The sequence below is a fragment of the Sphingomonas sp. GW821-FHT03E12 genome (assembly GCF_059420685.1).
In genome coordinates, this window is record NZ_JBWKUF010000004.1 from 605,197 (window position 1) to 626,004 (window position 20,808).

The following is a 20,808-nucleotide window of genomic DNA, read 5'->3' on the forward strand; positions in this document are numbered from 1 at the left end:
GGGGAACTTGATTCCGTGATCCAGGCAATCGCCTTCTACATGTTCGCCGCGGTGGTGATTATCGCCGCCGGGATGACCATTTCCGCGCGCAACCCGGTCCATTCGGTGCTGTGGCTGATCCTCGCCTTCTTCAACGCCGCGGGCCTCATGGTCATCGCCGGCGCCGAGTTCATCGCGATGCTGCTCGTCATCGTCTATGTCGGCGCGGTCGCGGTGCTGTTCTTGTTCGTCGTGATGATGCTCGACATCGACTTCGCCGAGCTGCGTGCGGGCTTCGTCCGCTACGCGATGTTCGGCCTCGCGCTCGCGGTCGTGCTGCTGACTGAGGTCATCATCGGCGTCGGCGCATGGAGCGCGGGCGGCGTCGATCTCGCCAACCGCGTCGCCCCGGTCGATGCGGGCACCGCGCTGAGCCAGGTGCCGAACATCAAGGCGATGGGGATGGTCCTCTACACCCGCTATCTCTACATTTTCGAGGCCGCCGGCTTCGTCCTGCTCGTCGCGATGATCGGTGCGATCGTCCTGACCCACCGCCAGCGCGGCGGGGTGATGAAGCAGAACGTCTGGAAGCAGGTCAGCCGCCGTTCGGAGGATGCCATCCGCAAGGTCAATCAGCCCGTCGGGCAGGGGGTGGAGCTGTGATCGGCCTTACCCACTATCTGGTCGTCAGCGCGATCCTGTTCACCATGGGGGTGCTCGGCATCTTCATGAACCGCAAGAACCTCATCGTCATCCTGATGGCGATCGAGCTGATCCTGCTGTCGGTGAACCTCAACCTGGTGGCCTTCTCGTCCTATCTCGGCGACCTGGTCGGCCAGATCTTCGCGATGTTCGTGCTGACCGTCGCTGCGGGTGAGGCCGCGATCGGCCTCGCCATCCTCGTCATCTACTTCCGCGGCCGCGGCACGATCTCGGTCGACGACGTCAATCGGATGAAGGGCTGATGTCTTCGATCCATTTCATCGTTTTCCTGCCGCTGCTGGCAGCGATCGTCGCGGGCTTCAGCAACCGCGCGTTCGGCACGCTCTTCCCTAAGGTCGTGACCACCGGCGCGCTGTTCATCGCCTGCGCGCTGAGCTGGCCGATCTTCATCAGCTACATGTCCGGCACCGCCGAGCCCCATGTCGCTCAGGTTCTCACCTGGATGCGCTCGGGCAATCTCGACGTCAGCTGGGGCCTGCGCGTCGACAGCCTGACGGCGGTGATGCTGGTGGTGGTGACGAGCGTCTCGGCGCTGGTCCACCTCTACTCGTGGTCGTACATGGAAGAGGACCCGGATCAGCCGCGCTTCTTCGCCTACCTCTCGCTCTTCACCTTCGCGATGCTGATGCTCGTGACCGCGGACAATCTGCTCCAGATGTTCTTCGGCTGGGAAGGCGTCGGTCTGGCGAGCTATCTGCTGATCGGCTTCTGGTTCAAGAAGCCGTCGGCCAATGCCGCCGCGATCAAGGCGTTCGTGGTCAACCGCGTCGGTGACCTCGGTTTCATGCTCGGCATCTTCGGCGTGTTCCTGGTGTTCGGCACCATCTCGATCCCCGAGATCCTGGCCGCCGCACCGAACCATGCCGGCAGCACCATCGGTTTCCTCGGCTATCGCTTCGACACGCTGACACTGCTCTGCCTGCTGCTGTTCGTCGGCGCGATGGGCAAGTCTGCGCAGCTCGGCCTGCACACCTGGTTGCCCGACGCGATGGAAGGCCCGACCCCGGTGTCGGCGCTGATCCACGCGGCGACGATGGTCACCGCGGGCGTGTTCATGGTCTGCCGCCTGTCGCCTTTGTTCGAACAGTCGCCGGTGGCTTTGGGCTTCATCACCTTCATCGGTGCAGCGACCTGTCTGTTCGCCGCGACGGTGGGCACGACCCAGACCGACATCAAGCGCGTCATCGCCTATTCGACCTGTTCGCAGCTCGGCTACATGTTCTTCGCTGCAGGCGTCGGCATGTACGGCGCGGCGATGTTCCACCTGTTCACCCACGCCTTCTTCAAGGCGCTGCTGTTCCTCGGTGCTGGCTCGGTGATCCATGCGATGCACCATGAGCAGGACATGCGCTATTATGGCGGCCTGCGTAAGCATATCCCGGTCACCTTCTGGACGATGATGGCGGGCACGCTCGCGATCACCGGCGTCGGCATCTACTGGCTCCATGCGGGCTTTGCCGGCTTCCACTCGAAGGACGCGATCCTCGAGGCGGCCTATGCCGCCGGCGGGGGCGGGCAGGGTGCCTTCTGGGTCGGCGTGTTCGCGGCTTTGCTCACCAGCTTCTACAGCTGGCGCCTGATGTTCCTGACCTTCTGGGGCAAGCCGCGCTGGACTCAGTCGGAGCATATTCAGCACGCGATCCACGATGCGCACGGCCATGACGACCATGCGCACGCCGACCATGCACATGGTCACGACGATCATCACGCGCACGATGCCCATGGCGACGGCACCGGCGGCTACAAGCCGCACGAAAGCCCGCTGCCGATGCTGGTCCCGCTGCTGGTCCTGTCGGTCGGTGCGGTGTTCGCAGGCTTCGTCTTCAACAAGTTCTTCATCCAGCCCGAGGCTGGCGAGATCTTCTGGAAGGGCGCCGTCGCGTTCGACGAGCATCTTGCGCATGCGATGCACGAAGTGCCGCTGTGGGTGAAATTGTCGGCGACGATCGTGATGCTGCTCGGTCTGTTCGGCGCGTTCGTCGCGTACATCTGGAAGCCGAGCATCCCGGCCCGCTTCACCGCGACCTTCGGGCTGCTCTACAAGTTCCTGCTCAACAAATGGTATTTCGACGAGCTCTACAACGTGCTCTTCGTGAAGCCCGCTTTCTGGTTCGGCCGCATCTTCTGGAAGAAGGGCGACGAGGGGACGATCGACCGCTTCGGGCCGAACGGCTCGGCGGCTGTCGTGAAGTTCGGCAGCATCCTCACCGGCAAGCTCCAGTCGGGCTACGTCTATAGCTATGCGTTCGTCATGCTGATCGGCCTGACGCTCGCCGTTTCCTGGGTGTTCACGCGATGAGCGGCATTCTCTCCCTCATGCTCATCGTGCCGCTCGCCGCGGCGCTGATCTGCCTGTTCGTCAATGCGAACCAGGCGCGCTGGATCGCGCTCGGCGCGACGCTGGTCGATCTTGCGCTGGGCGGCGTGCTCTGGGCCAATTTCGAGATTGGCGGGCCGCAGTGGCAGTTCGTCGAATACACGCCAGTCTTCGGGCGCTTCGCCTGGGCGCTGGGCATCGACGGCTTCGCGCTGCTGCTGATCCTGCTCTCGGTGTTCCTGATGCCGATCTGCATCGGCGCCAGCTGGGAAGCGATCACCGATCGTGTCCAGGAATATATGGCGGCGTTCCTGATCACCGAAGTGCTGATGATCGGCACCTTCGCGGCACAGGACATCTTCCTGTTCTACGTGTTCTTCGAAGCCGGCCTGATCCCGATGTTCCTGATCATCGGCATCTGGGGCGGGGCGAACCGCATCTACGCGTCGTATAAATTCTTCCTCTACACGCTGCTCGGCTCGGTGCTGATGCTGATCGCGATGATGTACATGACCATCACCGCGGGCACGACCTACATCCCCGATCTGATGGCGTATGACTTCCCGGCGCACGTCCAGACATGGCTGTGGCTCGCCTTCTTCGCCTCGTTCGCGGTCAAGATGCCGATGTGGCCGGTCCACACCTGGCTTCCCGACGCGCACGTTCAGGCGCCGACGGCGGGTTCGGTGATCCTGGCGGGCGTGCTGTTGAAGCTCGGCGGCTATGGCTTCCTGCGCTTCAGCCTGCCGATGTTCCCGGAAGCGTCGGCGCAGCTGATCTGGCTGGTCTTCGGCCTGTCGTGCGTCGCGGTCGTGGTCACCTCGCTGATCGCGCTCGTCCAGAACGACATGAAGAAGCTGATCGCCTATTCGTCGGTGGCGCACATGGCGATCGTCACGATCGGCCTGTTCACCTTCAACCGTCAGGGCATCGAGGGCGCGATGATGGTGATGCTGGGCCACGGCCTGGTGTCGGGCGCGCTCTTCCTGTGCGTCGGCATCATCTATGACCGCCTGCATACGCGTGAGATCGACCGTTACGGCGGCCTCGCGATCAACATGCCGAAATACGCCGTGCTGTTCATGCTGTTCACCATGGCCTCGGTCGGCCTGCCGGGCACCAGCAACTTCGTCGGCGAACTGCTGGCGCTGATGGGTGCCTATCAGGTCTCGACCCTCGTCACGCTGATCGCCACCACCGGCATCATCCTCGGCGCCGCGTACATGCTCTACCTCTACCGGCGCGTCGTGTTCGGCGATCTGGTCAAGGACGACGTCAAGGCGATGCCCGACCTCAACAAGCGTGAGATGGCATTGCTCGCCCCGCTCGCCGCGGTGGTGCTGTGGATGGGCGTCTATCCCGAAAGCTTCCTGGCACCGATGCGCAACGACGTCGCGACGTTGCTCGCGCGTATCGACCGCGCCAAGCCGGCGGGCGACAGCCTGCCGACGCCGGGCAATCCGGCCGCTGCGCACGCCGCTGAACACAAATCCGCCGGACACGGCGAAGCTGCCAAGGGGGCGGCCCACTGATGGATTACGCCGCACAACTCTCGATGGTCCTGCCCGAGATCGTTCTCTCGGTCGGAGGCCTCGCGCTGCTGATGATCGCCGCATGGGGCGGTCAGGCGGTGTCGCGCCTGGTCAGCTGGGTCGCGGTCCTGGTGCTGATCGGTGCCGGCATCGCGCTTTGCGGTCCGGCTTCGTCGGGCGGCCTCGCCTTCGACAAGCTCTACAGTGCCGACCTGTTCGGCGCCTATGCCAAGGTGCTGATCTTCTTCGCCGCGGCGATCTCGATCATCATCGCCCCGCGCTTCTTCGCGCGCACCTCGGGTGAGGATCTGCGTCCCGAATATCCCATCCTGATCCTGTTCGCGACCGCGGGCATGGGCATGATGGTCTCGGCCAACGATCTGCTGACGCTCTATGTCGGCCTCGAGCTCAACAGCCTCGCCTCCTACGTCCTCGCCAGCTTCGTGCGCCGCGACGTGCGTTCGGCCGAAGCGGGCCTGAAATACTTCATCCTCGGCTCGCTCGCCTCGGGCATCCTGCTCTACGGCATCAGCCTGGTGTATGGCTTCAGCGGCACCACGATCTTCGGTGACATCGCGACGGCCTATGCGGGCGCAGAGGGCACCGCCAAGCTCGGCCTGTTGTTCGGCCTCGTCTTCATGTTCGCGGGCTTCGCGTTCAAGATGTCGGCGGTCCCGTTCCACATGTGGACCCCCGACGTGTACGAAGGCGCGCCGACCCCGGTGACGACCTTCTTCGCCTCGGCGCCCAAGGTTGCCGCCGTCGCGCTCGCCGTCCGCGTCGCGATCGAGGCGATGGGCCCGGTGACCAGCGACTGGCGCCAGATCGTCGTCGTCGCCGCGCTCGCCTCGATCGTGCTCGGCGCAGTCGCCGCGATCGGCCAGACCAACATCAAGCGCCTGCTCGCTTACTCGTCGATCAACAATATCGGCTTTGCGCTGGTCGGCCTCGCCGCCGGCACGGTCGAGGGCGTGGCGGGCGTGCTGACCTATCTCAGCATCTACGTCGTGATGACGCTGGGCAGCTTCCTCGTCGTGCTCCAGATGCGTGACGCGAATGGCCAGCCGGTCGAGACCATCGCCAGCCTGTCGGGCCTGTCGCGTACGCGTCCGGCGCTGGCGGCCGCACTCGCGATCTTCATGTTCAGCCTCGCGGGCATCCCGCCGCTGTTCGGCTTCTGGGCCAAGTTCGCGGTGTTCGAAGCCGCGACGCGCGCCGGCATGTTCCCGCTCGCGGTATTCGGTATCGCGGCCTCGGTGATCGGTGCCTATTACTATCTCAAGATCGTCAAGACGATGTACTTCGACGTGCCCGGACCGGAGTTCGGCCGTGAGACCAACCCGGTCGAGGGCGGTCTGATCGCCGCCGCGGCGCTGTTCGTCTCGCCGCTCGGCTATCTGCTGATCCCGGTGCTGGGCGCCTGGTCGCTCGCTGCGGCACGGACGCTGTTCTGACGGGCTTGATCCGCACGGTCGCGCAGACCGGTTCGACCAATGCCGACATGCTCGCGCTCGCCTCGGCGGGCGCGGGTGAGGGCAGCTGGCTCCGGGCCGAGCGTCAGACCGGCGGCAAGGGGCGTCAGGGCCGGCCGTGGGACTCGCCCGCCGGCAATCTCTACGCCAGCACGCTCATCCGCCTGCGCCCCGCCGACCCGCCTGCGGCCACACTGGCGCTGGTCGCCGCGGTCGCGCTGGAAGAGGCCGTCCGCGTCTTTCTGCCCGCCGGGGCGACGATCAAATGGCCCAACGACCTGCTGATCGCCGGCGCCAAGCTCTCCGGCATCCTGCTCGAACGCACCGGTGACGCGATCGTCATCGGCATCGGCGTCAACCTCGCCCACCATCCCGACCTGCCCGATCGCCCGACCACCAACCTGGCCGCGCAGGGCGCCCCGGCCGATCCCGCCATTTTCCTCGACGTCCTCGCCGAGAGTTTCGGCCGCTGGCTGTCCCGTTGGCGACAGGAAGGTCTCGATCCCGTCCGCCTGCGCTGGCTCGACCGCGCCCATGCTCCCGGCACCGCGCTCACCGCGCGTTTACCCGATGGCGAGGCGATTGACGGCCTGTTCGACGGTCTCACCGGCGACGGTGCGCTCATCCTGCGCTTGGCTGCGGGCGAACGGCGTGTCATTCACGCCGGCGACGTGTTCCTGATTTAGAGGGGGTTCCCGGATGCTGCTCGCCATCGACGCCGGCAACACCAATGTCGTCTTCGCGCTGCTTGAAGGCCGCGAGATCAAGGCGCGGTGGCGTATCGCCACCGATCCGCGCCGCACCGCCGACGAATATGCCGTATGGCTTAGCCAGCTGCTGGCGCTCGAGGGGTTCGAACGCAGCGACGTCACCGGGGTGATCCTCGGCACGGTCGTCCCGCGCGCGCTCCACAACCTCCAGGTGCTGGCGAGCAAATATTTCAAGACCGATGCGGTGATCGCGGGCAAGGATGGCTGGCCGATCCGCCTCGATGTCGAGGAGCCGCAGAGCATGGGCGCCGACCGCGCGCTCAACATCATCGCCGCGCACGACAAGCATCCCGGCGACTTGATCGTCATCGATTTCGGCACCGCGACGACGTTCGAGGTCGCGGACTATGAGGGCGCGTACAAGGGCGGGATCATCGCCCCGGGCATCAACCTCTCGCTCGACGCGCTGGTCAGCGCCGCGGCGAAGCTCCCCCGCGTCGCGATCGAGGCGCCCAAGACCACCAGCGTCATCGGCCTCAACACTGCGGACCAGATGCATATCGGCATCTACTGGGGCTATATCGCGATGATCGAGGGGCTGCTGGCCCGCGTGAAGGCGCAGATCGGCCGCCCGGTAAAGGTCATCGCCACCGGCGGCCTCGCGGTGCTGTTCGAGAAGCACACCGACGCGTTCGACGTGATCGAGCCCGATCTGACCATTCAGGGGCTCGCGATCCTGTGGGAACGCCAGCGCGCCTAGTCCCTATACATCCCCCACAATCGTCACCCCGGCCTTGTGCCGGGGTCCACTTGTCCTTACGCGCTGACCTATAGCCTCTCGCGCATCGCTGGCCTCCCGGTGGACCCCGGCTCAAGGCCGGGGTGACGGACAAGGAACGGATGGCGGTGCCCATGCGGCATGCGCCGGCAGTTTGAGATAACGAAAGACCAGATGACCCCCGGCAACGAACTTCTCTTCCTCGCGCTCGGCGGCTCCGGCGAGATCGGCATGAACGTCAATCTCTATGGCTGCCGCGGCAAGTGGATCATGGTCGATTGCGGGGTGATCTTCGGCAATCCCGACTATCCGGGCATCGACCTGATCCTGCCCGACCTCCAGTTCATCGAGGAACGGCTCGACGACCTGCTCGGCATTGTGCTGACCCACGGGCATGAAGATCATATCGGCGCCTTGCCCTATCTCGCCGGGGATCTCGGCGTGCCGCTCTATGCGACGCCGTTCACCGCGGGCCTGATCCACGGCAAGCTCGACGAGGAGGGCATCGCCGACCGCGTCGAGCTCAACGTCGTCCGCGAAGACGAGAATTTCGAGCTCGGCCCGTTCGGCATCCGCTACGTCCCGCTGGCGCACTCGATCCCTGAGGGCAATGCGGTCCTGATCGACACGCCCTATGGCCGCGTCTTCCACACCGGCGACTGGAAGATCGACGACACGCCCGTGATGGGCTCGCCCTCGACCGCCGAGGAACTCACCCAGATCGGCGACGACGGCATCCTCGCGCTCGTCTGCGATTCGACCAATGTCTTCAATCCCGAAGCCTCGGGTTCTGAGCAGGAGGTTCGCGAGGGCCTCGACAAGGTCATCGCGGGCGCCAAGGGCCGCGTCCTCGTCACCACCTTTGCCTCCAACGCCGCGCGCCTCCAGACGCTGGGCGAGGCCGCGCGCGACACCGGTCGTGCGATGTGTGTCGCCGGCCGCTCGCTCGACCGCATCCTGCGCGTGGCAAAGGCTACCGGCTATCTGCGTGATTTCCCCGAGACGGTCGATTTCGACACCGCGATGACGCTGCCGCGCGACAAGGTGATGATCGTCGCGACCGGCGGGCAGGGCGAACCGCGCGCTGCGCTCGCCCGCATCGCCGAGGATACGCACGCGCTCAAGCTCGACCGGGGCGATCGCGTCATCTTCTCGTCCAAGCAGATCCCGGGCAACGAGCTTGCGATCGGCCGGATCATGAACGCGCTGGCGGACAAGGGCGTGGAGATGGTCACTGACCGTCAGGCCTTCGTCCATGTCTCGGGCCATCCCGGCCGGCCCGAGCTCGCCGAGATGTACCGCTGGATCCGCCCCGAAATCCTCGTCCCCGTCCATGGCGAGATGCGCCACATGGCCGAACAGGCGCGGTTCGGGCTGGGGCAGGGTGTTCCGCGCGCCGTGGTCCAGCGCAATGGCGAGATCGTTCGTCTGGCCCCGGACGGTCCGGAGAAGCTCGGGCATGTCCCGGCGGGCCGCCTCGTCCTCGACGGCGACGTGATCCTGCCTGCGGACGGCGGAACGATCAACGAGCGCCGCAAGCTCGGCCTCTATGGCCAGATGTCGGTCGCGGTCGCGATCAAGACGAGCGGAAAGCTCGCCGCCACCCCTGAGGTGCGGATCCAGGGCGTCCCGGTCGAGGAGGATCGCGAACCCTTCCTCGAGGAAGCCGCGGACGCGGCCGCGAAGGCGGTGTCTGGCTTCAAGGGCGGCGACCGCGACAGGCTGCGCGAGGCGGTCCGCCTCGCCACCCGCCGCGTGGCGGTCAAATGGACCGGCAAGAAGCCGGTCGTCGATGTCCTGCTGATCGAGGTCTAAGGCAATGAGTTGGCCCAGCGCGCTGGCGATCTATTTCCTGTTCTGGTTCCTGGCGCTGTTCCTGGTGCTGCCCTTCCATACGCGCACCAGCGTGGAGGCGGGGGAACCGCTGGTGAGGGGCCAGGCCGAAAGCGCGCCGCAGCATTTCCCGGGCGTGAAGATCGCCTTGCGCACCACCGCGGTTGCGACGGTGCTCTTCGTGCTCTTCTACCTCAACTATGTCAGCGGCTGGATCACCGCCGACATGCTCGATTACTGGAATTGAGGCGCCAGCCCTCCGCCAGCCTGTTCCCGATCCGTCATCCCGGCCTTGTGCCGGGATCCACCGCGCGGCAGGCGGTGCGGCATGGGGCTCTAGGCCATTGCGCGCGGACAAGTGGACCCCGGCACAAGGCCGGGGTGACGGGCTGCGGTGAAAGGGGGCTCACCCCTCAGCGCGTCATCGGTTCGCCCGGTGTGTATTTGCGGTTCTCGGCCTGCGCGCGCTGATAGTCCCGCTGGGCGTCCATCTTCTTGAAGTTCTCGGCCGCCTCATCCATCGATTTCAGCGCCTCGCCCTGGATCTTGCCCATGTTGGTGAGGACATAGGCGGACATCGCCTCCGACACCTTCGAATAGTCGAACGGACGCTTGTCGAGGCGCGAGTCGATCTGTTCGTTCATCGATACACGGCCGATCACCTTGTACTGATCAGCGCCCGAGATCGCGACGCCCTTGCCCAGCGCCGCTTCGGCGTCGGGGCTCATCTCGAAACTGGTGAGCACGCGTGACTTGCTCTCGCCCGCCGGGGAGATGTTGACCGTGTATTTCGCGACCTGCTTTCCGTTGGCGTGGAAATACCAGATCATCGACTTTTCGGGTTCGCCGCCGCGGGTCACGGTGCCGCCGCGCTGGTTGTACACCATCTTGCTGAACAGCGAGGGGAGTGGGCTCGATTCGACCGCGCGATACACCTCGAACGGCGTCTTGTCGTAGGTTTCGCCCGACTTCAGCGGGCCATGGAAATAGGCGCCCGTCGCCAGCGCGATCGCGGCCCCGCCGAACATGATTTCCTTCATCGCTACCCCCGATGGTTCACCGGGCAGATAGCGCGCGGGCGTCAATCGCCCCCCAACATCTATCCCTAATGCGCGATTAGGAGGCGGTTCAGTGCTTGGTCTGGGTCATCCGGTCGACCCAGGCGATGCCGATCGCGGATGCAATGAAGGCCATGTGGATGATCGTCTGCCACATCACACCGGTCTCGGTGACGCGGCCGGTCGGGGTGCCGATCGCGCCCGCCTCGATAAAGGTGCGCAGCAGGTGGATCGACGAGATGCCGATGATCGCCATCGCCAGCTTGACCTTCAGGACGCCCGCGTTGACGTGGCTCAGCCATTCGGGCTGGTCGGGATGATTGTGCAGACCCAGCCGCGACACGAAGGTCTCGTACCCGCCGACGATCACCATGACGAGCAGGTTGGAGATCATCACCACGTCGATCAGGCCCAGCACCACGAGCATGATCTGCTGCTCGGTGAACTCCCAGGCGTGCATCACCAGATGCACCAGTTCCTTGAGGAACAGGAACACGTACACACACTGCGCGACGATCAGGCCGACATAGAGCGGCAGCTGAAGCCAGCGCGAACTGAAGATCAGCATCGGCAGGGGTTTCAGGCGGGCAGGGGTATCGCCCGAGGGCGGAATCAGCGGATTGGCCATGGTGCGGTGCAATAGGGGAAGCCGCCCGCTGCGATCAAGCCGGTTGCAGGTCCAGCGCGAAGAAGCGGTTGAAGTCGGTCGCTTCGTAGTCGGCGAAGGGCGGGCAGGGGATGAAGCCGTGCCGCGCATAGAGCGCATGCGCCGCATCGAACGCTTCCCCGGTACCGGTCTCGAGCTTGAGCGCTGTGTAGTTCCGCTGCCCGGCCAGCCCGATGATGTGCCGCAGGATCGCCGTTCCCACGCCGCGTCCCAGCGCCATCTCCGCGGTCCGCATCGACTTGATCTCGCCGCTCTCGCCGTCGAGCTGCTTGACCGCGCCGATCCCCAGCAATGTCTCGCCCTCCCAGGCCGACAGGAAGGTGATGTCGGGCGTCTTCAGCTTCGACAGGTCGAGGAAGTGCGTCGTCCCCGGCGGCGAGTTGGCGAGCATCCCACCGGCATGAACCTCCAACAGCGCGATCACCTGCGGATCGTCGAGGCGGCCTTCGTGGATGATCATGGGCGCTCCACGCTGAATTGATACTCTCCGACGATCGGGTTGCGCCGGTGATCCTTCGCAGGTGCGAACTGCCAGGCGCTCAGCCGTTCGCAAACCGCCACGTCGAACCGGTCGTCCTGTGTCGGGTTGGTGAGTGTGCAGGCGCTCACCGATCCGTCTGGTTGTACGAGCAGCTTTCCGCCCACGCCGCCCACATAACGCGGCAGAGCGTCACTGCGCGAAAAGCCGACCGCTGCCGCGTCGATCGGCTTGAGCGGCGTTGCGATGGGCAATCCACGCTCGGGTATGACCGCGATGGGCGCGGCGCTGCCGATCCGGCCGGCCGTATATTTGACCCAGACTCTGACCGTGCCTCCCACATGGCTGCCGGCGCGGGTCAATGCCGGATGGAATCGCAGATACTTCAGCAGAAACGGGCAGCTATGGTCGCGATAGGCGGTTTCTCTGATTGCCGGATCGATCCGGCAATCACGCGGCACGCCGACATCATCGATGTCGAGTATGGCAGGGATGTCCCAGCGTGCATCGGCCTCGCCGAGCGGGACGGGAAAGGGGCCCTTCTGATAGGGGAAGGCGCGCCAGTCGATCTCCAGCCTGCGGATCAGTTCGGGTTCGGCCGCGTCCTTCCGGTCGATCCAGACCCCGGCCGACGCGATCCGCCGGTTGCCGTCCGCGCCGACCCATTCCTCGCCCAGCATCCGCGTGCGCGCGTCCTGCGCCGATGTCGTAGCAGGCAGAATGGCCGCCATGGCGAACAAGATTGTTCCCCCTCGCATTGTCATATCCTCGCCTCCGAGTTGGACTTTCAAGGCGCTTGTGTTGGGATCGGTACCGTGATCGTCACTTCGCGCTGGCGCCCGAAAACATCGACCGCCGGATGATAGCGGATGGTTTCCAGATGCAGGCAAGCCGCCAAGTCGAAGCTGTCGATTCCCGTGCTCTCCTCGACCCTGCACCGGACTCGGGATCCGTCGGCCGCGAAGGTGAGGCGCGCCTTCCCTGGCACCAGCCCGGGCGGGAACGTCAGATTCGGCCGCGGTACACTGCCATCGATGGACAGATCGGTCCCCGCCGCACGCGAAGGCCGGATCACCTCGGCCTTGCCTTGCGTCCAGCGGACCATCAGCGTCGCCGTTCCGGAGTAGCCGCTGCTCTCCCGCTCGTAGCTCGCTTGCTCCAAGCCCCGGCAGCTGGCGTCATCCAGGGCTTTGTCTCCGCTGGATATGATGACGCTACAGGGATATTTCTTGCCCGCGAACGGCTTCTCGAACGCATAGACGACGGCAACCATCTCGGTGTCCCGCTTCGACGCATCGCGCGGGAACTCCGGCCAGACCGGCTCGCTGACAAGCCGTAAGCGCTTCCCAGGATTCAGGAGTTTTTCGTCCAGCGCGTACCGCGGGGCGTTCGGAAAGGGGGGCGGGGCATAGAGTACCGGAAACGGGTCGGGCCTATAGGTAAGGTCTGTCCGGACCGTCGCGGCGACGGCCCGTCCATTGCGATCCAGCGCTGGCTGAAACTTTCCGCGGTCACGCAATTGTTTGCAGGCCGCCAGAACCAGTGGTGTTTCGGCTTCCGGCGTGCATGTCGCGATCCGGCCGTCTACCGCCACCGCAATGTTCAGGCGGTGGGTGATCTGCTCGGGAACGCCCGGGAGGTCGTCCGGGCGCACCCAGTCGCGCATCGGGGTCGCCGGGATCGGAGCGCGGACAAGCCCGTCATTCCCGTCAGGCGCGACCGTGTCGAACACGACGGCGGGACCCTTGGGCTCCGTCGTCTCGCCACCCGCCAGCATCGCGGCCCATAGTAAAGCATACCCCCCGGTCATCGCCTAAACCTCGTCGATGAAGCCCGCCAGCGTATCCAGGCACGCATGTGCCAGCGCCTTGCAGCGCTCGGGCGACCAGCCGAACTCGGCGTCGGGGCTGGGGTCATGGTCCTTGAACGGCATCTCCAGCGTCATCGACACCGCGCCGAAGCGCTCGGCGAGCTGGTTGGTCGACATCGACAGGTTCGCCTGCCCCGGTGCGGACTTCTCATAGCCCTTTTCGAGCTGGAACAGCGGGGTCGCCGCGGCCAGCCGCTTGCCAAACTCGTCATACTTCGCGCCGAGCGCGTCGGTCCAACTCGGGATGCCGTCGAACCCGGCGATGAAATTGGCCGGGATCGCCTCGTCGCCATGCACGTCCATCGCGAAGTCCACCCCCGTCGCGTCCATCGCGTTGCGGACGTGCAGGACCTCGGGGCTCTTCTCCGGCGTCGGCGAATGCCATTCGCGGTTGAGGTTCACCCCCGCCGCATTGGTGCGCAGATGCCCGCGGAAGCTGCCGTCCGGGTTCATGTTGGGGACGATGTGGAAGGTCGCCTTGGCCCGCAGCGCCTGGGCCGACGCGTCGTTCGCGTCGGTCAGCTTCTCCAGCGCGCCTTCCATCCACCATTCGGCCATCGATTCGCCGGGATGCTGGCGGGCATAGAGCCACACCTGCTTCGGGCCTTCGCCCAAGGTCAGCAGGTCGAGCGCACGGCCGTCGAGCGTCTGGCCGATCTCGCGATGGGTCACGCCCGGCTGCGCGGCCATGCGCGCGATCAGGTCGGCGTGGCGCTCCATCGAATAGGGCGCGAAATAGGCGAACCACGCCACGTCGCTTTCGAACTGGTAGGAGAAGCTGAACACCCCGTCGGCATAGGCGCCGTCGGTCATCCGCCATGCCTCGCGATCGGTGCTCACCCGCGCCTTGTAGCCCGGCCAGCCGAACGCATAGGCCGATCCGCCCGCATTGACGATGCGGAAGGTCAGCCGCCGCCCGCGCGCGCCCGCGACGCGGAAGTGGAACCACTGGTAGAATTCCGAAAGATGGTCCGGAACGATCTCGAGGTTGACGGTATCCCCGTCGATGTCGAGCAGGCGGATGTTGCCGCTGTCGAACGCGGCGTTGATCTGGATGGTCATGTCACCGTTACAGGCTGGAGGAGGGGGTCACTTCACCGTGATAGTGATGCCCGACTGGCCGGGGAACCCCTTGAACAAGGCTGCGGCCAGACGCGCGGCGCCGTCGCCCGGCTGCGCGTCGGGCGCGCCGCTCAGCGTCTCGGTGACCGCCTTGCCTTCCCACACCACGGTATTGTCGCCATGGCGGCGCAGCTGGACCGAGAGCTCGACGCCATAGACGGTACGCGTCTTGCCGCCGATGCCGGTGCTCACGCCGCCGCCCACGCCGACATTGCCGCCGAAGCTGCCGCCGCCAATCCCGATCGTCACCGGCGGGCGCGTACGCACCTGACCGCGATCGGTGCGGGTGAAGTCCACCGTGGCGACATAGTCCGCGCGTGCACCGCTCGCGGCAGGCTCGAAGCCCATCCGTCCCATCTCCGCGGCGACCGCGCCGGCATAGAGCTGGAATTCGGGGCCCGCGACGCTGTCCTTGGGCTGAACGGCGAACGTGCCTGCGGGAATCGGCTGCGACAGATGATAGCGCGTCACATCGACCGGTCCGGGGCGTCCGCCGCCGGTGGTGGAGCAACCCGCCGCCAGTGCGGCCATGGCGGTGACGGCGATCAGGACGCGGGTCTTCATCGGATATACTCCTCCTGCCGTCCGCAACGAACGGCCTAACGCGGTCAACATCGTTACGCCCGCGCGGGTTCCTCTGCCAAGCCCTTTGACCCGCTGATTATCGCGGGATTCTGCCCTGCTTGCCTTGACTTCCCGGGCATCGGCCTCTAGGCGAGCCCCTCTTTCCGGCACCAGCCACACAATTCGAGATAGTAGAGACCGGTCATGAAGATCGTGAACAGCCTGAAGTCGCTCAAGGGACGCCACCGTGACAACCGCGTGATCCGCCGTCGCGGCCGCGTCTATGTCATCAACAAGACGCAGCGTCGCTTCAAGGCCCGCCAGGGCTGAAGCCGGCCATGGGAGAGGCCCGCGCCGTTATCTTCGATATCGGCAACGTCCTTTTCACCTGGCATCCGCGTTTTCTCTACGAGCGCTTGATCGGCGACGATCAGGCGCTCGCGGCGTTTCTGGACGATGTTCTCACGCTGGAATGGCATTTCCAGCACGATGAGGGCCGCGACTTTGCCGACACCTCGGCGGAGCTGACCGCGCTGCATCCGCAGCACGCGGAGCTGATCGGCGCCTGGGGGCCGCGCTTCAACGAAAGCATCGGCGGGCCTGTGCCGGGCATGCACGACCTGGTCGCAGATCTCGATTCGGCGGGTGTGCCGCTGTTCGCGATCACCAATTTCAGCCACGAATTCTTCCCGCCCTTCCGCGCCGAATGGACCGGGCTGTTCGACCGTTTCCGCGACATCGTCGTCTCGGGCGACGAGAAGCTGGTGAAGCCCGATCCCGCGATCTACCACCTCTCGCTCGCCCGCTTCGGGCTCGAGCCGCACGAGGCGGTGTTCATCGACGACAATGAGGCGAACGTGCTGGCCGCGCGTGCGCTCGGCATCCGCTCGGTGCATTTCAAGGACGTGGAGTCCACCCGCCGCGAACTGGCGGACGCCGGCCTGCCGGCCGCCTGAATCCATCCATTACGCTTTAGTCCACCCGTCATCCCGGCCTTGTGCCGGGATCCACGGGGAGGCGAGTCATGGACAATAGGTCGTAAGATCGAACGATGAGGCACCGTGGCCCCCGGCGCAAGGCCGGGGTGACGGATTTCCGCAGAGCCTGAACCGGCCTCAGCGCCCCTTCAGCTCGTCGCCAAGGATGCGCACGACGTGCAGCACGTTCGTCGAACCCGGCGTGCCGAACGGAACGCCCGCGCATACGATCACGCGGTCGCCGGCCTTGGCGATGCCCTGGCGCAGCGCCATGCGCTTGGCCTTGGCGACCATGTCCTCAAACGAATCGACGTCCTTGGTGTGGACGGCATGCGTGCCCCAGAGCAGGCCCATGCGCCGCGCGGTCTCAAGCTTGGGGGTCAGCACCAGGATCGGCACCGACGGCCGCTCGCGCGCGATGCGGCGCGCGGTCGAACCGGACATGGTGAAGCAGATGATCGCGCTCGCCGACACCGTCGCCGCGATCGACTTGGCCGCTTCGGCCAGCGCATCGGCGGTGGTCGGGTCGGGGCGGGTAACGGTGAAGTGGACGCGGTCGCCATGCGCCGGGTCGCGCTCCACCGAATCGGCGATCGCGTCCATCATCGTCACCGATTCGACCGGCCACTGGCCCGCGGCGCTCTCGGCGGAGAGCATGATCGCGTCGGCGCCGTCATACACCGCGGTCGCGACGTCGGAGACTTCGGCGCGGGTCGGGGAGGGCGAGGTGATCATCGATTCGAGCATCTGGGTCGCGACGATCACCGGGCGGCCCAGGCGCCGCGCGGTCTCGACGATGCGCTTCTGCATCGGCGGCACATTCTGCGGCGGCAGTTCGACGCCCAGGTCGCCGCGGGCGACCATCACGCCGTCGCACGCCTCGACAATCTCTTCCAGCCGGGTCACCGCGCTCGGCTTCTCGATCTTGGCGAGCAGCGCCGCGCCGCCGCCGATCAGGCGCCGCGCCTCGGCCAGATCCTCGGGCCGCTGGACGAAGGAAAGGGCGATCCAGTCGACCTTCTGCTCGACCGCGAACGCCAGGTCGCTGCGATCCTTCTCGGTCAGCGCCGCCAGCGGCAGGATCATGTCGGGGACATTGAGGCCCTTGGAGTTGGACAGGACGCCGCCGACCTCGACCCGCGTGTCGATCCAGCCGGCGCCATAGCCGGTGACGCGCAGCACCATCTTGCCGTCGTCGAGCAACAAACGCGCGCCTTCGGTCACCGCTTCGAAGATCTCGCGGTGGGGCAGCTCGACCCGGGTCGCATCGCCCAGCGCGGCGTCGCGGTCGAGGCGGAAGGTGGCACCGGTTTCCAGCAGCACCTTGCCCTCGGCGAACTTGCCGACGCGCAGCTTCGGCCCTTGAAGGTCGGCCAGGATCGTCGACGGGCGCCCGGTGGTCTTCTCCAGTTCGCGGATCGCCGCGATCACCGGTACCTTCGATGCCTGGTCGCCATGGCTCATGTTGATGCGGAAGGCGTCGGCGCCCGCGGCGTGAAGCGCGGCGATCATCTCGGGCGAATTGCTCGCAGGGCCGAGCGTCGCCAGGATGCGCACCTTGCGCGAACGCGGATGGATCGCCTTCGACATCGTTCTTGTCTCCTCACTCGATTTCGGGGGCGGAGGGGGTTCCGCCGGCTGCTGGATCGAAATCGTTCGCCTTCCCGGGCTCGCGATCCCGTGATCGGATCGTCGCAACACGGGCTTGTGCGGGCCGTTCCCTAACGGCAAATGCGGACGATACAACCGTGGAGGCGAAACAATGACAACGTTGGACCGTATCGACGATCGAATCGCCGCTGAAGCCTTTCGCCGCCTCGTCCGCCACCTCCGTCACCGCACCGACGCCGAGAATATCGAACTGATGGGCCTTGCGGGCTTTTGCCGCAACTGCCTTGCCGACTGGCTGGAGGAAGAAAGCCGCGGCCAGCTCAACAAGGACAGTGCGCGTCAGGCGATCTACGGCATGCCCTATGCCGACTGGAAAGCGCTGCATCAGAAGGACGCCACGCCCGAGCAGATCGCGCGGATGGAGGCGAGCATCGCCCGAAACCGGCGCGAGGCGGAGCTGGACGATGCGCTGGACGACAGCTTCCCGGCCAGCGATCCGCCCTCGATGACCGATCCGGGGCGCTGACCCGGCGCTGACATGGGACGCTAAGTCCCTGCTTCCCCGGCCGCAAATGGCTTGATAGACATGCGCCGCCGCGGCCGTTGCCGCGCGACGGGGAGGGGGAACATGTTCCAGTATTTCATCGCTACGGTACCGCATTTCCTGGCCTATTTCGCCGCCGCGGTGGTGCTCGCCGTCGCGTTTCTGCTGATCTATGTGACGGTCACGCCGCACCGCGAATTCAAGCTGATCCGTGAAGGGAACAGCGCCGCGGCGACCCAGCTCACCGGCACCTTCCTCGGTTTCGCGATCCCCGTGGCGGTGGTGATCGGCAATTCGGTCAGCATCCCGGACATGCTGCTCTGGGGTGCGGTCGCCGCGATCGTCCAGCTCGCGGTCTTCTTCGTCATCTCGCGCCTCCTGTTCAAATCGATCTCCGACAAGATTGCCGAGGACTGCGTCTCCTCGGGCATCTTCGTCGGCGGCATGGGGCTCGGCATCGGTATCCTCCAGGCAGCGTGCATGGTCCCCTGAACGGCCGGCGAGGAGAGAGGATATGAAGAAGCAACTCACCGTGACGACCGCGATGGCCGCGACGCTGCTGGCGCTGCCGGGCTGTTCGGGCGGGGACGACTGGAACGAGGATGTCTATGCCTCGGGCGACACCGCGATCTGCGTCGATCAGGAGGGCAAGCGCGTCGATGACGATCGCTGCGGCCAGCGTAATTACTATTCGGGCGGTGGCGGCGGCGGTTCGAACGCCTTCCTCTGGTATTATCTCGGGCGCAGCTCGGCGGTTCCCTATTATGGCGATTCGATCCGCGATCCGCGTTACGCGGGTTACGGCTCCTATCAGCCGCGTCCCGGCGCCAACTATGCGCCGGCACCCGCCAGCACGCGCATGACCCGGTCGGCGGCGGTATCGCGCGGCGGGCTCGGGTCGAGCGGGCGGAGCTTCGGCGGCGGGCGGTCCTGACCGGATGCAGCGACATACGATTGCCCCGCGCGACAACTGGCAGGGCGCCGTCGAGGAACAGGGGCTGATCTGGCACAGCGATGCCGACGGCCCCTATTGGGACGAAAGTGCCTATTATTCCTTCACGCTGGACGAGATCGAGCGGTTCGAGGAAGCGAGCGAGGCGGTCTATCAGCTCTTTCTCGAGGCCGGCGACTGGATCGTCGGCCATTCGGACGTGCTCGAGCAGTTCGGTATCCCCGACTATTGCCACAAGGCGATCCGCGCCGCGTGGAAGGACGAGCCGCCCGCGCTCAACTATGGCCGGTTCGACTTCGGCTATCATGGCGACGGTGATCCCAAGCTGTTCGAGTTCAACTGCGACACGCCGACCTCGATGCTCGAAGCGGCGGTGGTGCAATGGGACTGGAAGGAAGCCTGCTTCCCCGATCTCGACCAGTATAACAGCCTGCACGAGAAGCTGATCGGCCGCTGGGCCGCGATCCGCTCGCGCCTGCCCGACCAGCGCATCTGGTTCACCCATGTCGCTGACGCGGCGCATGAGGATACGATCACCACCACCTATATGCGCGACCTTGCCTCGCAGGCGGGGCTCGAGACGCATGCGGTGCTGATCGACGATATCGGCGTCGATGCGAAGGGCCGGATCGTCGACCGCGACGATCAGCTGATCACCGCGATCTTCAAGCTCTATCCCTGGGAATGGATCGTCCGCGAGAGCTATGCGCAGGACGTCATTCGCCACCTGCCGACCACCGTCTGGATCGAGCCGGTGTGGAAGATGCTGTGGAGCAACAAGGCGATCCTGCAGGTGCTATGGGCGATGTTCCCCGGCCACCCGAACCTGCTCGCCGCCTCGGTGGTGCGCGAGCGGATCGGGGACAGCTATGTCGCCAAGCCGTTCCTGGCGCGCGAAGGCGCGAATATCGAGGTGGTCCGCCACGGCGAGACCCTCGCGCGCTCGCAGGGCGAGTATCGCGACGGGCTCACCATGTATCAGGAGCTCTATCCGATGCGCGATTTCGGTGCGGGCTATCCGGTGCTGGGCTGCTGGGTGGTGGACGGCGCCGCGGCCGGGATGGGGATCCGCGAGGACGGGCTGATCACCGGCAACCGCGCCCGCTTCGTTCCGCATGTCATCAGGGGGTAGGGGAATGCGCAACCTCAAGGCCGCGACCGACACGCTGCGCGAGCTGGCGGCCGCGTATCTGGTGCTGATCCTCGCCGCGGCGACGCTGTTCATGTACCTCGAAAGCGCGCCGTTCCTCGACAGCCTCTATTGGGCGGGCACCACCGCGACCTCGACCGGCTATGGCGACATCTCGCCCAAGACCGGGGGCGGCCGCATCCTCGCGCTCGCGCTGATGCACCTCTCGATCTTCGGCGTCGCGCCGATGATCGTCGTCCGGCTGATCGACCGCCTCAACGAGAATCGCGACGCCTTCACCCATGAGGAGCAGGAACTTATCCTCGCCCGGCTCGACCGGATCGAGGCGCTGCTGGCGGCGCAGGCCGCCGCGCAGCCTCGTCCCGACGCGCCGCGCGAATGATGCGTCACCTATAACTCTGGTCTATTGGCCTCCAACGCTTGAGCCATGGACACCCCTCCGGCGCAGCGCCAGTTTTCGCCCTCATGCCG

At 65.7% G+C, this 20,808-nt stretch carries 24 protein-coding genes; 16 read left to right on the forward strand and 8 right to left on the reverse strand.

The genetic code is table 11. The annotated features are described in order from the left end of the window. Nucleotides 1-15: 15 nt before the first annotated feature. From AC07TU_RS16130 to AC07TU_RS16170, 9 genes are all read left to right on the forward strand, one after another. Nucleotides 16-642: an NADH-quinone oxidoreductase subunit J gene (locus AC07TU_RS16130; RefSeq protein ID WP_495188928.1), complete on the forward strand. Its 627-nt coding sequence runs from the start codon at nucleotides 16-18 to the stop codon at nucleotides 640-642. Further along, nucleotides 639-944: an NADH-quinone oxidoreductase subunit NuoK gene (nuoK, locus tag AC07TU_RS16135; protein ID WP_495188929.1), complete on the forward strand. Its 306-nt coding sequence runs from the start codon at nucleotides 639-641 to the stop codon at nucleotides 942-944. Before AC07TU_RS16130 ends, nuoK begins: the two co-directional genes overlap by 4 nt. Beyond that, a complete protein-coding gene (gene nuoL, locus AC07TU_RS16140) occupies nucleotides 944-3,001 on the forward strand; it encodes an NADH-quinone oxidoreductase subunit L (protein ID WP_495188930.1) in 2,058 nt (685 codons plus the stop codon). The genes nuoK and nuoL overlap by 1 nt, the downstream gene beginning before the upstream one ends. Next, the gene (locus AC07TU_RS16145) at nucleotides 2,998-4,551 is read left to right on the forward strand and encodes an NADH-quinone oxidoreductase subunit M (RefSeq protein WP_495188931.1); all 1,554 of its coding nucleotides are present in this window, start codon (nucleotides 2,998-3,000) and stop codon (nucleotides 4,549-4,551) included. The genes nuoL and AC07TU_RS16145 overlap by 4 nt, the downstream gene beginning before the upstream one ends. Continuing rightward, nucleotides 4,551-6,005, forward strand: a complete 1,455-nt coding sequence (gene nuoN, locus AC07TU_RS16150) for an NADH-quinone oxidoreductase subunit NuoN (protein WP_495188932.1) — start codon at nucleotides 4,551-4,553, stop codon at nucleotides 6,003-6,005. Before AC07TU_RS16145 ends, nuoN begins: the two co-directional genes overlap by 1 nt. 5 nt (nucleotides 6,006-6,010) lie before the next feature. Beyond that, complete coding sequence (locus AC07TU_RS16155) at nucleotides 6,011-6,709, forward strand: biotin--[acetyl-CoA-carboxylase] ligase (RefSeq protein ID WP_495188933.1); 699 nt, start codon at nucleotides 6,011-6,013, stop codon at nucleotides 6,707-6,709. Nucleotides 6,710-6,722: 13 nt separating this feature from the next. Beyond that, nucleotides 6,723-7,493 (forward strand): type III pantothenate kinase, encoded by a 771-nt coding sequence (locus AC07TU_RS16160; protein ID WP_495188934.1) that lies wholly within the window; start codon nucleotides 6,723-6,725, stop codon nucleotides 7,491-7,493. Between the two features lie 192 nt (nucleotides 7,494-7,685). After that, nucleotides 7,686-9,326, forward strand: coding sequence for a ribonuclease J (locus AC07TU_RS16165; RefSeq protein ID WP_495188935.1), 1,641 nt, complete (start codon nucleotides 7,686-7,688; stop codon nucleotides 9,324-9,326). A gap of 4 nt (nucleotides 9,327-9,330) precedes the next feature. Continuing rightward, complete coding sequence (locus tag AC07TU_RS16170) at nucleotides 9,331-9,591, forward strand: DUF1467 family protein (RefSeq protein WP_495188936.1); 261 nt, start codon at nucleotides 9,331-9,333, stop codon at nucleotides 9,589-9,591. Between the two features lie 166 nt (nucleotides 9,592-9,757). Here the strand turns inward: AC07TU_RS16170 and AC07TU_RS16175 are convergent, their stop codons facing one another. The 7 genes from AC07TU_RS16175 to AC07TU_RS16205 form a co-directional block, all read right to left on the reverse strand. After that, nucleotides 9,758-10,384 (reverse strand): hypothetical protein, encoded by a 627-nt coding sequence (locus AC07TU_RS16175; RefSeq protein ID WP_495188937.1) that lies wholly within the window; start codon nucleotides 10,382-10,384, stop codon nucleotides 9,758-9,760. Nucleotides 10,385-10,472: 88 nt separating this feature from the next. After that, on the reverse strand, nucleotides 10,473-11,030 hold the full coding sequence (locus AC07TU_RS16180; protein WP_495188938.1) for a TIGR00645 family protein: 558 nt from the start codon (nucleotides 11,028-11,030) through the stop codon (nucleotides 10,473-10,475). Between the two features lie 34 nt (nucleotides 11,031-11,064). Further along, complete coding sequence (locus AC07TU_RS16185; RefSeq protein ID WP_495188939.1) at nucleotides 11,065-11,529, reverse strand: GNAT family N-acetyltransferase; 465 nt, start codon at nucleotides 11,527-11,529, stop codon at nucleotides 11,065-11,067. Continuing rightward, nucleotides 11,526-12,278 carry an energy transducer TonB gene (locus AC07TU_RS16190; RefSeq protein ID WP_495188940.1) on the reverse strand — a complete coding sequence of 251 codons (753 nt, stop codon included), beginning with the start codon at nucleotides 12,276-12,278 and terminating at the stop codon, nucleotides 11,526-11,528. Before AC07TU_RS16190 ends, AC07TU_RS16185 begins: the two co-directional genes overlap by 4 nt. A gap of 56 nt (nucleotides 12,279-12,334) precedes the next feature. Then, nucleotides 12,335-13,357, reverse strand: coding sequence for a hypothetical protein (locus AC07TU_RS16195; RefSeq protein ID WP_495188941.1), 1,023 nt, complete (start codon nucleotides 13,355-13,357; stop codon nucleotides 12,335-12,337). 3 nt (nucleotides 13,358-13,360) lie between these two features. Beyond that, nucleotides 13,361-14,479: a M14 family metallopeptidase gene (locus AC07TU_RS16200; protein WP_495188942.1), complete on the reverse strand. Its 1,119-nt coding sequence runs from the start codon at nucleotides 14,477-14,479 to the stop codon at nucleotides 13,361-13,363. A gap of 27 nt (nucleotides 14,480-14,506) precedes the next feature. Further along, nucleotides 14,507-15,103, reverse strand: a complete 597-nt coding sequence (locus AC07TU_RS16205; RefSeq protein WP_495188943.1) for a DUF4136 domain-containing protein — start codon at nucleotides 15,101-15,103, stop codon at nucleotides 14,507-14,509. Nucleotides 15,104-15,307: 204 nt separating this feature from the next. Here AC07TU_RS16205 and ykgO point away from each other — a divergent pair, with 204 nt between their 5' ends. Both ykgO and AC07TU_RS16215 read left to right on the forward strand, forming a co-directional pair. Continuing rightward, complete coding sequence (ykgO, locus tag AC07TU_RS16210) at nucleotides 15,308-15,433, forward strand: type B 50S ribosomal protein L36 (RefSeq protein ID WP_066575973.1); 126 nt, start codon at nucleotides 15,308-15,310, stop codon at nucleotides 15,431-15,433. 8 nt (nucleotides 15,434-15,441) lie between these two features. Further along, the gene (locus AC07TU_RS16215) at nucleotides 15,442-16,059 is read left to right on the forward strand and encodes an HAD family hydrolase (protein WP_495188944.1); all 618 of its coding nucleotides are present in this window, start codon (nucleotides 15,442-15,444) and stop codon (nucleotides 16,057-16,059) included. Between the two features lie 159 nt (nucleotides 16,060-16,218). Here the strand turns inward: AC07TU_RS16215 and pyk are convergent, their stop codons facing one another. Continuing rightward, nucleotides 16,219-17,670 carry a pyruvate kinase gene (pyk, locus tag AC07TU_RS16220; protein WP_495188945.1) on the reverse strand — a complete coding sequence of 484 codons (1,452 nt, stop codon included), beginning with the start codon at nucleotides 17,668-17,670 and terminating at the stop codon, nucleotides 16,219-16,221. A gap of 172 nt (nucleotides 17,671-17,842) precedes the next feature. Here pyk and AC07TU_RS16225 point away from each other — a divergent pair, with 172 nt between their 5' ends. The 5 genes from AC07TU_RS16225 (at nucleotide 17,843) to AC07TU_RS16245 (ending at nucleotide 20,719) form a co-directional block, all read left to right on the forward strand. Beyond that, on the forward strand, nucleotides 17,843-18,217 hold the full coding sequence (locus AC07TU_RS16225; RefSeq protein WP_495188946.1) for a DUF1244 domain-containing protein: 375 nt from the start codon (nucleotides 17,843-17,845) through the stop codon (nucleotides 18,215-18,217). A gap of 102 nt (nucleotides 18,218-18,319) precedes the next feature. Continuing rightward, complete coding sequence (locus AC07TU_RS16230) at nucleotides 18,320-18,727, forward strand: DUF350 domain-containing protein (RefSeq protein WP_495188947.1); 408 nt, start codon at nucleotides 18,320-18,322, stop codon at nucleotides 18,725-18,727. A 22-nt stretch (nucleotides 18,728-18,749) separates the two neighbouring features. Further along, nucleotides 18,750-19,169, forward strand: a complete 420-nt coding sequence (locus AC07TU_RS16235) for a hypothetical protein (protein ID WP_495188948.1) — start codon at nucleotides 18,750-18,752, stop codon at nucleotides 19,167-19,169. A gap of 4 nt (nucleotides 19,170-19,173) precedes the next feature. Continuing rightward, complete coding sequence (locus AC07TU_RS16240) at nucleotides 19,174-20,319, forward strand: glutathionylspermidine synthase family protein (protein WP_495188949.1); 1,146 nt, start codon at nucleotides 19,174-19,176, stop codon at nucleotides 20,317-20,319. A gap of 4 nt (nucleotides 20,320-20,323) precedes the next feature. Continuing rightward, nucleotides 20,324-20,719: a potassium channel family protein gene (locus AC07TU_RS16245; protein ID WP_495188950.1), complete on the forward strand. Its 396-nt coding sequence runs from the start codon at nucleotides 20,324-20,326 to the stop codon at nucleotides 20,717-20,719. Nucleotides 20,720-20,808 lie beyond the last annotated feature (89 nt).